The organism is Microbacterium sp. (genome assembly GCF_043427715.1).
GTDB lineage: Bacteria > Actinomycetota > Actinomycetes > Actinomycetales > Microbacteriaceae > Microbacterium.
In genome coordinates this window covers 1-11,634 of the sequence record NZ_JBHWTD010000099.1, presented here as the reverse complement: position 1 = coordinate 11,634, position 11,634 = coordinate 1, and the positions used below count along the sequence as shown (strand labels likewise).

The following is an 11,634-nucleotide window of genomic DNA, read 5'->3' as shown; positions in this document are numbered from 1 at the left end:
TCAGTGTGAGACTCGGACGCTGCGCCCCTCGAACGTGACGACATCGCCGACCTGCAGCTGCCGGCCGCGTCGCCGGTCGACCTCGCCGTTGACCGTCACGAAACCGTCGATGATCGCCTCCTTGACGTCGCCGCCCGAGTCGAGGATGCCCGCGAACTTCAGGAACTGGCCGAGACGGATGCCGTCCCCTCCGATGGAGACGTCGTCGATGGATGCCGGGTCGCTCATCCCCGAATCGTAACCCCGGCACCCCCGTCCCCCGTCCCCCGTCCCCCTCCCGGCCGCCCAATCAACACTGGGTTCCCGAATCAACAGCGAATGCACGCGAACTCGCTGTTGATTCGCGAGTTGGGTGTTGATTCGGCGCAGGTGTGGCGCAGCTCACGCGCGGCGCGCGGGGGAGCACGCGGCGCGCGGGGGGAGCACGCTGCGCGGCTCAGGCGAGCGCGGGGTGCAGGTGGGCGGACTCCAGCGCGACGACAGCCTGCTGCGCGCCCGCCACGAGGCATCCGTCCACGTCGGCGCCCGCCAGATGCGCGGCGAGGAACCCGGCGAAGAAGGCGTCGCCCGCGCCGTTGGTGTCGACGACGTCGACGGATGCCGCGGCCACGGCGTACCGCGTGCCGTCCGCGCCCAGCGCGATCGCGCCTTCGGCGCCCCGCGTACAGACCGCCATGCGTGGGCCGCGGTCGACGCACGATCGCAGCAGCGCCCACGGGTCGTCGACCGCGTCGTCGTTCATGAAGACGACCTCGGCGGCACGCAGGAACGGCTCGTGGAATGCCGAGGACCCGTCGTAGTCGTGGAGGTCGGTCCAGACCGGGGCGCCGACGCCACGCCGGATCAGTTCGGCCCCGAAGACGCTGAGATCGACGACCGCGACCTCGGCGGTCGCCAGGTCGGCGAGTGACGTGTCGACAGCGGACTCGTCGACAGGCGATGGCGTGGCGACGTACAGCGACACCCGTCCGCCCTCAGCGGTCATCAGGTTCACGTGCTGCTCGGTGACCGCGCTCACGTGCCGCACCACTTCGACCTCGGCGCGCCGCAGCGCCTCGGCGACCGCCGCGCCCTCGGCATCCTCCCCGAGAAGGGCGTGCAGTCGGACAGCGACACCGGCATCCGCCAGGTGGACCGCCTTTCCGGCCGACGTGCCCCCCACGGTGTGCACTGAGGCAGAGGCGAACTGCATGTGCGGGACGGGCTCGGGGAGGCGATCGAGCAGGATGAGGTGATTCCACGCGGCGGGCCCGCAGACGACGACGGTCATGCGCCCATTCAAGCGCAGGGTCACCCGGTCGGCTCGGCGATCTCGTCCGCGCGGCGGCCCGCGGCGCGGACGGCGCCGATCGAGGCCGCGATGACCAGGGCCATGCCGATCAGCTCGAGGATGCTCAGGTGCTGCCCGAGCAGGACGAATCCGGCGAGCGCCGCGGTCGCGGGGGCGAGGGACATGAGGATCGAGAAGGCCGCGGCGGGGAGGCGACGCAGAGCGACCAGTTCGAGCGTGTACGGGATGGTCGACGACAGCACGGCCACGGCGGCACCCAGCGCGACGAGATCCCACCGGAGCAGCGCGGTGCCGGCATTCGCGATCCCGAACGGAAGGGACAGCAGCGCGCCGAACGCCATCGCGAGCGCGAGCCCGTCGAGCCGGGGGAAGGCGGCGCCCACCTTGGCGGAGGAGAGGATGTACAGCGCCCAGCAGACGGCGGCGCCCAGGGCGAAGAGCACCCCGAGCGGGTCGAGCCGGTCCCAGCCACCACCGGCGAGCGCGACGACGCCCGCGAAGGCGAGGCCCGCCCACAGCCAGGCCGACGCACGCCTGCTGGCGATGATCGACAGCACGAGCGGGCCGAGCACCTCGATCGTGACGGCCACCCCGAGCGGCAGACGAGCGAGTGCGAGATAGAAGAAGCCGTTCATCACGGCGAGCGCCGCCCCGAGCTGGACGACGGCGACCCACGCGGCCCGGTCGTGCCCGCGCAGCGCGGGGCGTGCGATGAGCAGCAGCAGCGTCGCCGAGAATACGAGCCGCAGCATCACCATGCCGAGCGGACCGACCTCGGGGAACAGCAGGACGGCGAGGGAGGCCCCCACCTCTTGGCAGAGGAGCCCGATGACGACGAGACCGACCGCCGATGTCGGGGCCGATCGAGGACTCACGAGCAGATCGCGAGCCTGCGGATCTGGCTCTCCAGGCTCTCCGCGGTCCACGGCAGACCTGCCTCGGGCGCGGTGCGGCCGTCGGCGGCCGGGGCCTTCGAGGCGATCGCGGCGAGCTGCCACGCGGCGAGCCGGGCGATCACCGACGAGCCGCGCGAGTTGTTCAGCACGACGACGACGGTGAGGCCGGTCTCGCGGTCGGCGTAGGCGGCGGTCATGTAGCCGGGCAGCGAGCCGTGCTGACCGATGAGCGAGCCCGCCTGGTAGGCGCCGCCGTCGGCGGTGAACCACGACGGCTGGCGGTTGCCGGTGGTGCGGGGGTCGGCGAAGCGCTCTTCACTGTCGTACGAGCGTGCTCCGGCGGCGAGGGCGCGCACATAGGTCGCGAGGTCGGACACCGTCGAGACGGCACCCGCCGCACCGGCACCGGCGGTGGGCGAGAGCGCGGTGATGTCGTCGGGCTCGGCGCACTTGATGTCGCCGTTGCCGTCGGTGCGCGAGATGAGACCGCCGAGCCAGTCACCCGAGTCGTCGATCGAGGTGGGGAAAGAGGTCTCGGTCATGCCGAGCGGGGTGAAGACATATTCGTCGTACAGCTCGTTGAGCGACAGCCCGCTGGCACGCTCGAGCACGATCCCGAGCAGGACGTACCCGGTGTCGGAGTCGGAGAACTGCTTGCCCGACTCGAACGCGCGCCCCGGCGCCAGGCCGTACGCGGCGAGCTCACGGGAGACCCACTTCCGCTCGGGGATGGCGAGCAGTCGCGGCATGATCGCGTTGGCATATCCTCGGATGCCGCTCGTGCTGTCGCACAGCTGCTCGAGGGTGACGTCCTTGACGTTCGGGTACGTCTCCAGCCACTCCGTGACGGTGTCGTCGAGCTCGACGGTGCCGCGCTCGACGAGGGCGTAGAGCACGTCGCAGGTCATCGCCCGGGTGACGGCCGTCGCCTTGAAGGACATGTCCGCGTCAACGGGCTCGCCACCGGGGGCAGTCGTTCCCAGCCCGGTTACCCACTGGCCGGCCCAGGGCGCGTAGACGCCGACGATCGCCCCGGTCGATCCGGTCGCGGCCATCGCACCCTCGGTGATCTGCTGAAGCTGGGCTTCGACGTCGCCCGGCAGCGCCGAGTCGAGCTGGTCGATGCCGACGTCGATGACGGGCGGCTCGGGGGCGCACGCGGCGAGGCCCAGAGCGAGCGCACCGGCCGCGATGAATCCGACCACACGGCTCCAGTTGCGTCGTGTCATCCGGTGCTCGTCCCCCGCTCGGTGCATCCATCGATTACAGCACACCGGGCCCCCGCGACTGCTGTGATCGCGGAGGGTTGACACACTTCGCTCAGTGCGGTCGCGGCTCGACCCCGAGACGCGCGCACGCCGCGTCGTACAGGGCCACGATTTCGCGCCGCACCTCGGGGCGTTCGCTGATCGACCCACCCGGCCAAGGCACCCGGATGACCTCTTCCGCACCGTCCGCCGTGATCACGTGCCACTGCCCGCCGTCGCCGTCGAAGGTCGTCATGGTCGCGTCGATGACATCGCCGAACGGACCGAACGCGCGGGCGATCAGCACGTTGTCGTCGCGGTGGTCGTTATTCATGTGGCGGAGCACCGCGGTGCGCACGGCATCGTCGAACTCGGAGGGCATGTCGACAGCGTAGCGGCGAGAAAGACCTTCAGGTTAGCTGAGCCTTACTGTAGGCTCGTGCCATGACCGGCACCCTCCCGTTCTCCGCTCTGGTCAAGAAGCGCACCGCCTCCGCGCACTCCTCCAGCGAGGGCGCAGGGTTCATGACCGATCTCATGCGCGGGGACGGATGCCGCGAGGATTACACCGCGCTGGTCGCGCAGCACCGGTTCATCTACGAGGCGCTCGAGCAGGCCGCAGCGACCATGGCGGGCGACCCGGTGGCATCCGCGTTCATCAGCGACAAGCTGACCCGCCTGCCCGCGCTCGACGCCGACCTGGAGTTCCTCATCGGCGCCGACTGGCGGGAGCGCATCGCCCCACTGCCGACCACCGAACGCTACGTCGCACGCATCCGCGAGGTCGGCGCCACCTGGCCGGGCGGCTTCGTCGCGCATCACTACACCCGCTATCTCGGCGATCTCTCCGGGGGCTTGTTCATCGGCCGGCTGATGGCGCGCCAGTTCGGCTTCGAGACGAAGGGCGTCGCCTTCTACACCTTCGAGGAGATCGCCGACCCGGCCGCCTTCAAGGAGGACTACCGCCGCCGGCTCGACGCGGTGCCGTGGGATGCCGCGGAGCGCGAGCGCGTGATCGACGAAGTGCTCCGGGCATATCAGTACAACACCGACTTGTTCATCGACCTCGCCGACGGGAAGGCCGCCGCCGCGGTCTGAAGCCGATCAGACCGCCTGAGCGGCGCGGACGCCGGCCATGAAGCGGCGCACGTCGCGATCGACGAGGATGTCCGCGGGGCGGAGCGGGCGCGAGAGGTAGAGCCCTTCGAGCGAGGTCAGCCGCGACAGCGCGACGTAGGTCTGCCCGGGGGCGAACGCTCCGCTGCCGAGATCGACGATCGCGCGGTCGTACGTCTTGCCCTGCGACTTGTGGATCGTGACCGCCCACGCCAGCCGCAGCGGGAACTGCGTGTATTCGGCGACGATCTCCCGGGTGAGCTTGCGGGTGCCGGGGTCGTACGCGTAGCGGAATCTCTCCCACACCGCCGGCTCGACATCGTGCTCTTCGCCGTCGAGTTCGACGCGCACCGTGCCGCCGGCGATCCGGGTCACCGTGCCGATCGAGCCGTTCACCCACCGCGGGCCGTCGCCACCGAAGCCGCCGATGTCGTTGCGGAGGAACATGACCTGCGCGCCCACCTTCAGCTGCAGCTCAGGCTCAGCCGGGTACGCGGCATCCCCCCGTCCGAAGTCGCCGCTGATATCGGCCCGGGCGGTCTGCACGGGGCCCGGGAGGGCGTCGAGGTGGCGCTGGTTGATGCGGCCGACGATGTCGTTGCGCGTGGCGAGGGTGATGATCGGCACCTCCCCCTCCGCGGGCTCGGGGGGCTTCCGCGCACCGGCGGCGTTGAGCGCCTCGGCGATGTCAGCGGTGACGATGCCGTGACGCACGGCGTTGAGCATCGCCTTGAACGCATCGTCGTTCTGGCGGTGGATGTCGCGCAGCTCGGCGATGTGCAGCGGTGCGCCCACGCGCCCGAGGTCGAGGAGCCCGTCGGAGCGGATCGCCCCGGCATCCGCCCTCGGCCCCGCCCACACCTGCGCGTCGAAGAACCAGAACGAGCGGTAGTGATCCTGGATGTACCGGAGCTCGTCGCCCCGCGGCGGCACCGGGGAGAGCTGATACGGGTCACCGAACATCACGACCTGCACGCCGCCGAACGGCTCGGACCGGCGGCGACGGGCTTGCCGGAGCGAGCGGTCGATGCCGTCCATGACATCGGCGTTCACCATAGACACCTCGTCGATCACGAGCGTGTCGATCGCGTTCAGGATCTTGCGGGTCGCGTCGGACTGCTCGAGCTCGCTGTCGGCGACGAGGCCGATCGGCAGGCGGAACAGCGAGTGAATCGTCTGGCCTTCGACGTTGAGGGCGGCGACGCCTGTCGGCGCGCAGACGGCGATCTGCTTCTCGGTGTTCCAGGCCAGGTGCTGCAGCAGCGTGGACTTGCCGGTGCCGGCCCGACCGGTGACGAAGACGTGGTCTCTCGTGTCCTCGATGCGACGGAAGAGCGCCTCCTGCTCGGGGGACAGGGGCGGCGTGCTCACCGGAACCATGCTAGCTATCAGCGGTCTCTTCCTAGACTGAACGCGTGGAAAGCGTCGATGGAACGGGAGCAGTGGATGCCGCGTCCGTCGACGCGCCCGCTCCCACGCGCACCTCGACCGTGACGCAGCAGCGGCGGCGGCGGAAGCTCGCGTTCGACCTCACCGCGCTCGTCGTCGTCGGAGCGCTCCTCCTGGGCGCACTGGGCGCCGCGGGAGCCGTGACCTATCGCCAGCTGTACAGTCCAACCGCGTTCGTCCTGCAGTACCTCGATCTCCTCTCGGACGGGCGCGCCGCGGATGCACTCCTGGTCCCCGGCGTGGCGGTCGACTCGCAGGGACTCGCCGATGAGGGACTGCCCGACGCCGCCAGTCACGCCCTGCTGCGCAAGGATGCGCTGGCTCCTCTGGACGACGTCGAACCCGTGGACGAGGAGGAGCGCGCGGACGGCACGACCGCGGTCACCGTCTCATACCGAGCCGGCGGACACTCCGGGACGACGGCGTTCCTCGTTGAGCGCGAGGGACGCATCGGGGTCGCGCCGACGTGGCGTTTCGCGGAGAGCCCGCTCGCGGTCATCGAACTCGCCGTCCGCGGCTCGATGCAGTTCGAGGTGAACGGCTTCGCCATCGACAAGCGGCAGATCTCCCCCGAGGGCCTCGAGGCCGATCCCCTCGAACCGGTTTCCCTGCTGGCCTTCTCGCCGGGGCTCTACTCCATCACCGTCGACACCCCGACGACCGAAAGCCCCGGCGTCGCGGTGCTCGCCGATGCGCCGCTCACCTCGGTTCCGGTGTCGTTCCAGGCCGAACCGACCGACCAGTTCATCGACGTCGTGCAGACGAAGGTCGATGCCTTCCTCGAGGACTGCGCCACCCAGAAGGTGCTCCAGCCGACCGGCTGCCCGTTCGGCTACTACGTGCGCAACCGCATCGTCGAGCCGCCGTCCTGGTCGATCGCCGAGCACCCGGTCGTGACCCTCGAGCCCGACGGCGCCGACTGGGCGATCACCCGCACGCAGGCCGTCGCCGAGATCGACGTACAGATCCAGTCGCTCTTCGACGGCAGCGTGAAGGACGTCGACGAGGAGGTGCCGTTCTTCATCACCGGCAGGATCACGATCCTCCCCGACGGCGCCGCCTCTATCGCCGTCGCCGCGACCGACTGAACCCGGCGCCCCGCGTGCGTCAGCGTGAAGCGCGGGCGTCGCGGTCGGCCAGCTTCTGCAGGCGCGCGTTGTACTCCTCGAGCTCCGCGTCGCCGGTGCGGTCGGCATGCCGGTCGGCGCTGCGCTGCTGCCGCGCGTCGGAACGGCTCCACTGCACCGCGACGATGATCGCGAGGATGAGAGTCGGCAGCTCGCCGATCGACCATGCGATGCCGCCGCCGATGTACTGATCTTCGAGCGGGTCTGCCCCCCACGTGCGCCCCATCGACCCGAACCACTCCGCGACGAACAGGCCCGACGACATCATGATCGAGATGCCGAAGAAGGCGTGCATTGCCATCACGCCGATGAGGGTGAGCAGGCGCCCGGAGTGCGGCAGCCGGTAGGGCACCGGATCGATGCCGACGAGCGAGAGCACGAAGAGGTAGCCCGAGAGCAGGAAGTGGACGACCATCCACTCGTGGCCGAGGTGCTCGTAGAGCGTCCAGCGGAAGAGGTCGGTGTAGTAGAACGCCCAGAGCGATCCGATGAAGAGCGCACCGGCGACGAGGGGGTGGGTGATCACCCGTGAGTACGGGCTGTGCACGGCCCAGAGGATCCATTCGCGACCGCCGCGCGTGCCGTCGGTGCGCTTGCGGATCGCGCGCGACGCGAGGGTCACCGGTGCGCCGAAGACGAGGCACATCGGGATCGCCATCGACAGCAGCATGTGCCCGACCATGTGGATGCTGAACAGGTAGTCCTGGTACGCGTTGATCGGCCCGCACGTCACCCACAGGAGCAGCAGAAGACCGAACACCCAGAGCACCGTGCGGTAGACCGGCCAGTGATCGCCGCGGCGGGCCAGGCGGCGGACTCCGGCGAGGTAGAAGAACAGCCCGAACCCGACGGCGAAGGCCCAGATGAGGTCGACGTCCCACTGCGTGAACCAGCGGTCGAGCGTCAGCTCCGGCGGAAGCGGCGAGCCGGTGAGGATCTGCGCGGGCGTCCGCTCCGTCGGCAGCTCAGTGTTGACGGGAGGAGGTGTGACCGACAGGGCGACGGCCGCTCCCGATGCGATGCCCATGAAGACGACTTCGACGGCCACGAGGGTCCAGAAGCGGACGGATGCCGCGGTCTCGCGGAGCCCGGCGATGAGCCGGCGCCGGTACACGGCGCCGAGCCCGCCCATCGCCAGCAGGGCGAGGACCTTGACCGCGAGGAGGGCGCCGTAGGGCGAGAAGAGGTTCTCCCACGAGACGACGCCGATCATGGCGCGTGCGATGCCGGAGAGGGCGACGACCACGAACGCGGCGAGAGCGATGCTCGAGTACCGGCTGAGGACGTCGGGAAGGCGCTCCCGCCCGAGCACGGGGCGCAGCAGGACGATGACGAGCAGCCCGCCGAGCCAGACCCCGGCGCCGATGATGTGGATGGCGAGGGAGGTGACGGCGACGTTGTGGTTCGCTTCGTCACCGGAGTGCCCGACCGTGGCCATCGGAATGAGGGCGGCGACCGCGAGGACCGCGACCAGCAGGGTCGCGAGCCATCCCCGCACCGCGAACGTCAGGACGGTGAGGACGGCGGCGGCGATCGTCACCATCAGCCAGCCGAGGCCGGGCTCGGTGTCGACGAGGAAGCGGCCGAGCTGGTCGCCGAAGGCGGCGCCCGCGCTCGGCTGGGCGTTGAAGATGTTGAGGAATGTCAGGAAGGCGGTCGCACCGGCCGACACGGTCAGGATCGCGGCGCCTGCAGATGCGGCATCCAGCGCGACGTCGAACTCCTCCGTCCCCGCGACGAGCGAGAACAGGGCGACCACGAGCGAGCCCACCAGGAGCGCCGCCGACAGATTGACCAGCAGCTCGGCGATCGGGAGCCCCCAGCGGACCACCGGCCCGGGGTCGCCGATCGCGAGTTCCGCGGCGCCGCCGCCGAAGGCCAGGCCGATCAGCAGGGCGAGCAGGGCCGCGCCCCCGAGGATCGCCGGCCCGGCATAGCGGAGGGCGCGCGAGTTCACCTCCCCAGCCTACGCGCGTCAGGGTGAGCGAGAGCCGTGCGGGGGGCGAACGCAGAGGGGGGATGCCGCGTGGCATCCCCCCTCGTGAGCGACCGTCTTACTTGACGGCAGCCTTCAGCTTCGAGCCGGCGCTGACCTTGACGCGCTTGCCCGCGGGGATCTTGATCTCCGCACCCGTCTGCGGGTTGCGGCCGGTGCGAGCGGCGGTGTCGACCTGCTCGAACGCGATCCAGCCCGGGATCGAGACCTTCTCGCCCTTGGCGACGGCCTCGGAGACGGACGAGAACAGGCCGTCGACGACGCGCGAGACGGTGGCCTGGCTCTCGCCGGTGGCGCTGGCGATGCTGGCGACGAGTTCGGTCTTGGTGATGGCCATGGTGCTCCTCCAGACGGCGGGTAGCCGTCTTCAGTTACTCGGACCGGCGGTTGCCCGCCGGCTGGTCGATGCGACCGGTCCCGAATATACCCACGAACCGCGTGATTCCGCGGATATCTCGCCATTTCGGACCGTTTTGGCCGGCGTGTCGCGTGTCGGATGTGAATTCTGCGACGGATGTGGCGTTTTCGTCCGCTCTCCGCGGAATTCCGCGGAGCTGCGCGGCGCCACCCGCGATCGGGTTTCAGGCGGCGAGGTCTGCTGCTGGGCGGCTCGCCCCGCTGGGTCAACGATCTCTTCTACGGCGTCGCCCCCTTCCGACAACGCAGAAGGCCCGCTCCTCTCGAAGAGGAACGGGCCTTCTGTGAAGCGGGTGCTTACCAGCTCGACTTGGTGACACCGGGCAGCTCGCCACGGTGCGCCATCTCGCGGAAGCGGACACGCGAGATGCCGAACTTCGACAGGTGGCCGCGGGGGCGCCCGTCGATGGCGTCGCGGTTGCGCAGGCGAACCGGCGATGCGTTGCGGGGAAGCTTCTGCAGGCCGACGCGGGCGGCCTCGCGGGCCTCGTCGGTCGCGTTCGGGTCGACGAGGGTCTTCTTCAGCTCGGCACGCTTCTCGGCGTAGCGAGCGACGACGACCTCACGCTGCTTGTTGCGCGCGATCTTGCTCTTCTTAGCCATGCGATCAGCGCTCCTCTCGGAATTCGACGTGCTTGCGGATCACCGGGTCGTACTTCTTGAGCACGATGCGGTCGGGGTTGTTGCGGCGGTTCTTGCGCGTCACGTAGGTGTACCCCGTGCCTGCGGTCGAGCGCAGCTTGATGATCGGACGTACGTCCTGAGCCTTCTTCGCCATTAGAGCTTCACACCCTTCGCGATCAGGTCCTTCACGACCGACTCGATGCCGCGGGCGTCGATGACCTTGATGCCCTTAGCCGAGACGTTCAGCGTGATCTTGCGACCAAGCGTGGGAACGTAGTAGGTCTTCTTCTGCACGTTCGGGTCGAAGCGGCGCTTCGTCCGGCGGTGCGAGTGCGAGATGTTGTGACCGAAGCCGGGAACAGCTCCAGTCACCTGGCACACTGCTGCCATAGTGATGTCTCCTTAGTACCGTGAAGCCGGACGGCCCCACCCAAGATCCCTTGTCTGCACCCCTCTTCCAGACACGGCGGTAGAGCCGTCTTCAGGAGGGGGGATGCGTACTGCGTGCTGGAGTGCGCGCAGACGAAGAGTCAGTCTAGCACGGCCGGGCGTGTCGGCTTGACTCGGGCTGCCGGAGCGCGTGGCATCCACTCGTCGGTCACCGCTGCTGCTCGGCCTCGACCGCGGCGACGGCTTCGTCGAAGGTCAGCTCGGGGTCGTGCAGCAGCCGGGTGGTGATCGCGGCGTGGGTGCGGACGTACGGCCCGCCCGCGGCGACGGCGCGCGCGACGACCCGCTCGGCGTGCTCACCGAGCGCGGCGAGCGCTTCACTCAGGCTGCGCTGCGTCTCGCGCTCGCCTCGGGCGAGCTGCGTCGCGAGCACACGCGCGAGTTCGGGCTTCGCCGTCTCGGGCGCGGTGCGCACGGCGGTGCGCCAGGCGACGCGGGCGACCTGGTCATCGGGGTCGGTGAGCAGCTCCCTCGTGATCGCCGCCCAGACCCGCGGCCCGCCGATCTTCGAGAGCGTGTGGAGCGCCTGGCTGCGCACCTGCGCGCCGCGCGAGCCGAGTTCCGGAAGGAGAAGATCGGTGACCTGCTCGGCGTCGTGCCGGGTGAGCGCCCACGTGAGCATCTCGCGCACGAGGAACTCCGGCTCGAAGCGGCACTGCGCCACGAGCACCGGCACGTACGTGGGGTGCGGGTGCGTGCCCGCGGTCATCGCCGCCTGCACCCGAGCCGACGAGTCGGTCGCGTCGAGCGCCGCGCGCAGCCGCCCTGCGGCATCCACCTCGGTCATGTCACACCTCCCCCGCTCCAGCACACCACATCGCCGGGTGGGTGTGGGCCGCGTCACGGCCTGTTCAGGTGGCAGGACACGCCGCTACCCCGCGGGCGGTTTCAGGTTGTCAGCGCAACACCGTTGATCAGTTCGTTGATCATGTCAGCTGGTTTCCGGTAGCCGAGGGTGCGACGCGGTCTGATGTTCAGGAGTCGCTGGGTTTCGGTGAGTTCGTCGTCGGTGATCTCGTTG

At 69.8% G+C, this 11,634-nt stretch carries 14 protein-coding genes; 2 read left to right on the top strand and 12 right to left on the bottom strand.

Annotated features, from left to right (window positions below; all coding sequences use genetic code 11):
* From ACHFGS_RS09825 to ACHFGS_RS09805, 5 genes are all read right to left on the bottom strand, one after another.
* Entirely contained in the window at positions 1-228 is a 228-nt protein-coding gene (locus tag ACHFGS_RS09825) for an RNA-binding S4 domain-containing protein (protein WP_394280261.1), read from the bottom strand.
* 208 nt (positions 229-436) lie between these two features.
* Complete coding sequence (locus tag ACHFGS_RS09820) at positions 437-1,270, bottom strand: carbohydrate kinase family protein (protein ID WP_394279535.1); 834 nt, start codon at positions 1,268-1,270, stop codon at positions 437-439.
* 20 nt (positions 1,271-1,290) lie between these two features.
* A complete protein-coding gene (locus ACHFGS_RS09815) occupies positions 1,291-2,166 on the bottom strand; it encodes a DMT family transporter (RefSeq protein ID WP_394279534.1) in 876 nt (291 codons plus the stop codon).
* Positions 2,163-3,416 carry a serine hydrolase domain-containing protein gene (locus ACHFGS_RS09810; protein ID WP_394279533.1) on the bottom strand — a complete coding sequence of 418 codons (1,254 nt, stop codon included), beginning with the start codon at positions 3,414-3,416 and terminating at the stop codon, positions 2,163-2,165. Before ACHFGS_RS09810 ends, ACHFGS_RS09815 begins: the two co-directional genes overlap by 4 nt.
* A gap of 91 nt (positions 3,417-3,507) precedes the next feature.
* Positions 3,508-3,816 carry a DUF2470 domain-containing protein gene (locus ACHFGS_RS09805; protein ID WP_394279532.1) on the bottom strand — a complete coding sequence of 103 codons (309 nt, stop codon included), beginning with the start codon at positions 3,814-3,816 and terminating at the stop codon, positions 3,508-3,510.
* 62 nt (positions 3,817-3,878) lie between these two features.
* On the opposite strand from ACHFGS_RS09805, the gene ACHFGS_RS09800 reads away from it, so the two are divergent.
* The gene (locus ACHFGS_RS09800) at positions 3,879-4,532 is read left to right on the top strand and encodes a heme oxygenase (biliverdin-producing) (RefSeq protein WP_394279531.1); all 654 of its coding nucleotides are present in this window, start codon (positions 3,879-3,881) and stop codon (positions 4,530-4,532) included.
* Between the two features lie 6 nt (positions 4,533-4,538).
* Here the strand turns inward: ACHFGS_RS09800 and ACHFGS_RS09795 are convergent, their stop codons facing one another.
* On the bottom strand, positions 4,539-5,930 hold the full coding sequence (locus tag ACHFGS_RS09795) for an ATP-dependent RecD-like DNA helicase (RefSeq protein WP_394289427.1): 1,392 nt from the start codon (positions 5,928-5,930) through the stop codon (positions 4,539-4,541).
* 35 nt (positions 5,931-5,965) lie between these two features.
* Between ACHFGS_RS09795 and ACHFGS_RS09790 the strand changes: the two genes are divergently transcribed.
* On the top strand, positions 5,966-7,087 hold the full coding sequence (locus tag ACHFGS_RS09790) for a hypothetical protein (RefSeq protein ID WP_394280329.1): 1,122 nt from the start codon (positions 5,966-5,968) through the stop codon (positions 7,085-7,087).
* Between the two features lie 19 nt (positions 7,088-7,106).
* On the opposite strand, the gene ACHFGS_RS09785 is transcribed toward ACHFGS_RS09790, so the two are convergent.
* From ACHFGS_RS09785 to ACHFGS_RS09760, 6 genes are all read right to left on the bottom strand, one after another.
* Complete coding sequence (locus ACHFGS_RS09785; RefSeq protein ID WP_394280330.1) at positions 7,107-9,083, bottom strand: cytochrome c oxidase assembly protein; 1,977 nt, start codon at positions 9,081-9,083, stop codon at positions 7,107-7,109.
* Between the two features lie 97 nt (positions 9,084-9,180).
* Positions 9,181-9,459, bottom strand: a complete 279-nt coding sequence (locus ACHFGS_RS09780) for an HU family DNA-binding protein (protein WP_394289426.1) — start codon at positions 9,457-9,459, stop codon at positions 9,181-9,183.
* Between the two features lie 377 nt (positions 9,460-9,836).
* Entirely contained in the window at positions 9,837-10,142 is a 306-nt protein-coding gene (gene rpsN / locus ACHFGS_RS09775; protein WP_064002676.1) for a 30S ribosomal protein S14, read from the bottom strand.
* 4 nt (positions 10,143-10,146) lie between these two features.
* Entirely contained in the window at positions 10,147-10,317 is a 171-nt protein-coding gene (rpmG, locus tag ACHFGS_RS09770) for a 50S ribosomal protein L33 (RefSeq protein ID WP_005051772.1), read from the bottom strand.
* Positions 10,317-10,553: a 50S ribosomal protein L28 gene (rpmB, locus tag ACHFGS_RS09765; protein WP_394280332.1), complete on the bottom strand. Its 237-nt coding sequence runs from the start codon at positions 10,551-10,553 to the stop codon at positions 10,317-10,319. The genes rpmG and rpmB overlap by 1 nt, the downstream gene beginning before the upstream one ends.
* A 208-nt stretch (positions 10,554-10,761) precedes the next feature.
* Positions 10,762-11,400, bottom strand: a complete 639-nt coding sequence (locus ACHFGS_RS09760; RefSeq protein ID WP_394280333.1) for a HEAT repeat domain-containing protein — start codon at positions 11,398-11,400, stop codon at positions 10,762-10,764.
* Between the last annotated feature and the right edge of the window lie 234 nt (positions 11,401-11,634).

What these genes read in the sequence shown, in the direction of transcription:
- ACHFGS_RS09825 (WP_394280261.1), bottom strand. Translation starts at nt 228, where the DNA reads ATGAGCGACCCGGCATCCATCGACGACGTCTCCATCGGAGGGGACGGC.
- ACHFGS_RS09820 (WP_394279535.1), bottom strand. Translation starts at nt 1,270, where the DNA reads ATGACCGTCGTCGTCTGCGGGCCCGCCGCGTGGAATCACCTCATCCTG.
- ACHFGS_RS09810 (WP_394279533.1), bottom strand. Translation starts at nt 3,416, where the DNA reads ATGACACGACGCAACTGGAGCCGTGTGGTCGGATTCATCGCGGCCGGT.
- ACHFGS_RS09805 (WP_394279532.1), bottom strand. Translation starts at nt 3,816, where the DNA reads ATGCCCTCCGAGTTCGACGATGCCGTGCGCACCGCGGTGCTCCGCCAC.
- ACHFGS_RS09800 (WP_394279531.1), top strand. Translation starts at nt 3,879, where the DNA reads ATGACCGGCACCCTCCCGTTCTCCGCTCTGGTCAAGAAGCGCACCGCC.
- ACHFGS_RS09795 (WP_394289427.1), bottom strand. Translation starts at nt 5,930, where the DNA reads ATGGTTCCGGTGAGCACGCCGCCCCTGTCCCCCGAGCAGGAGGCGCTC.
- ACHFGS_RS09780 (WP_394289426.1), bottom strand. Translation starts at nt 9,459, where the DNA reads ATGGCCATCACCAAGACCGAACTCGTCGCCAGCATCGCCAGCGCCACC.
- rpsN (WP_064002676.1), bottom strand. Translation starts at nt 10,142, where the DNA reads ATGGCTAAGAAGAGCAAGATCGCGCGCAACAAGCAGCGTGAGGTCGTC.
- rpmG (WP_005051772.1), bottom strand. Translation starts at nt 10,317, where the DNA reads ATGGCGAAGAAGGCTCAGGACGTACGTCCGATCATCAAGCTGCGCTCG.
- rpmB (WP_394280332.1), bottom strand. Translation starts at nt 10,553, where the DNA reads ATGGCAGCAGTGTGCCAGGTGACTGGAGCTGTTCCCGGCTTCGGTCAC.
- ACHFGS_RS09760 (WP_394280333.1), bottom strand. Translation starts at nt 11,400, where the DNA reads ATGACCGAGGTGGATGCCGCAGGGCGGCTGCGCGCGGCGCTCGACGCG.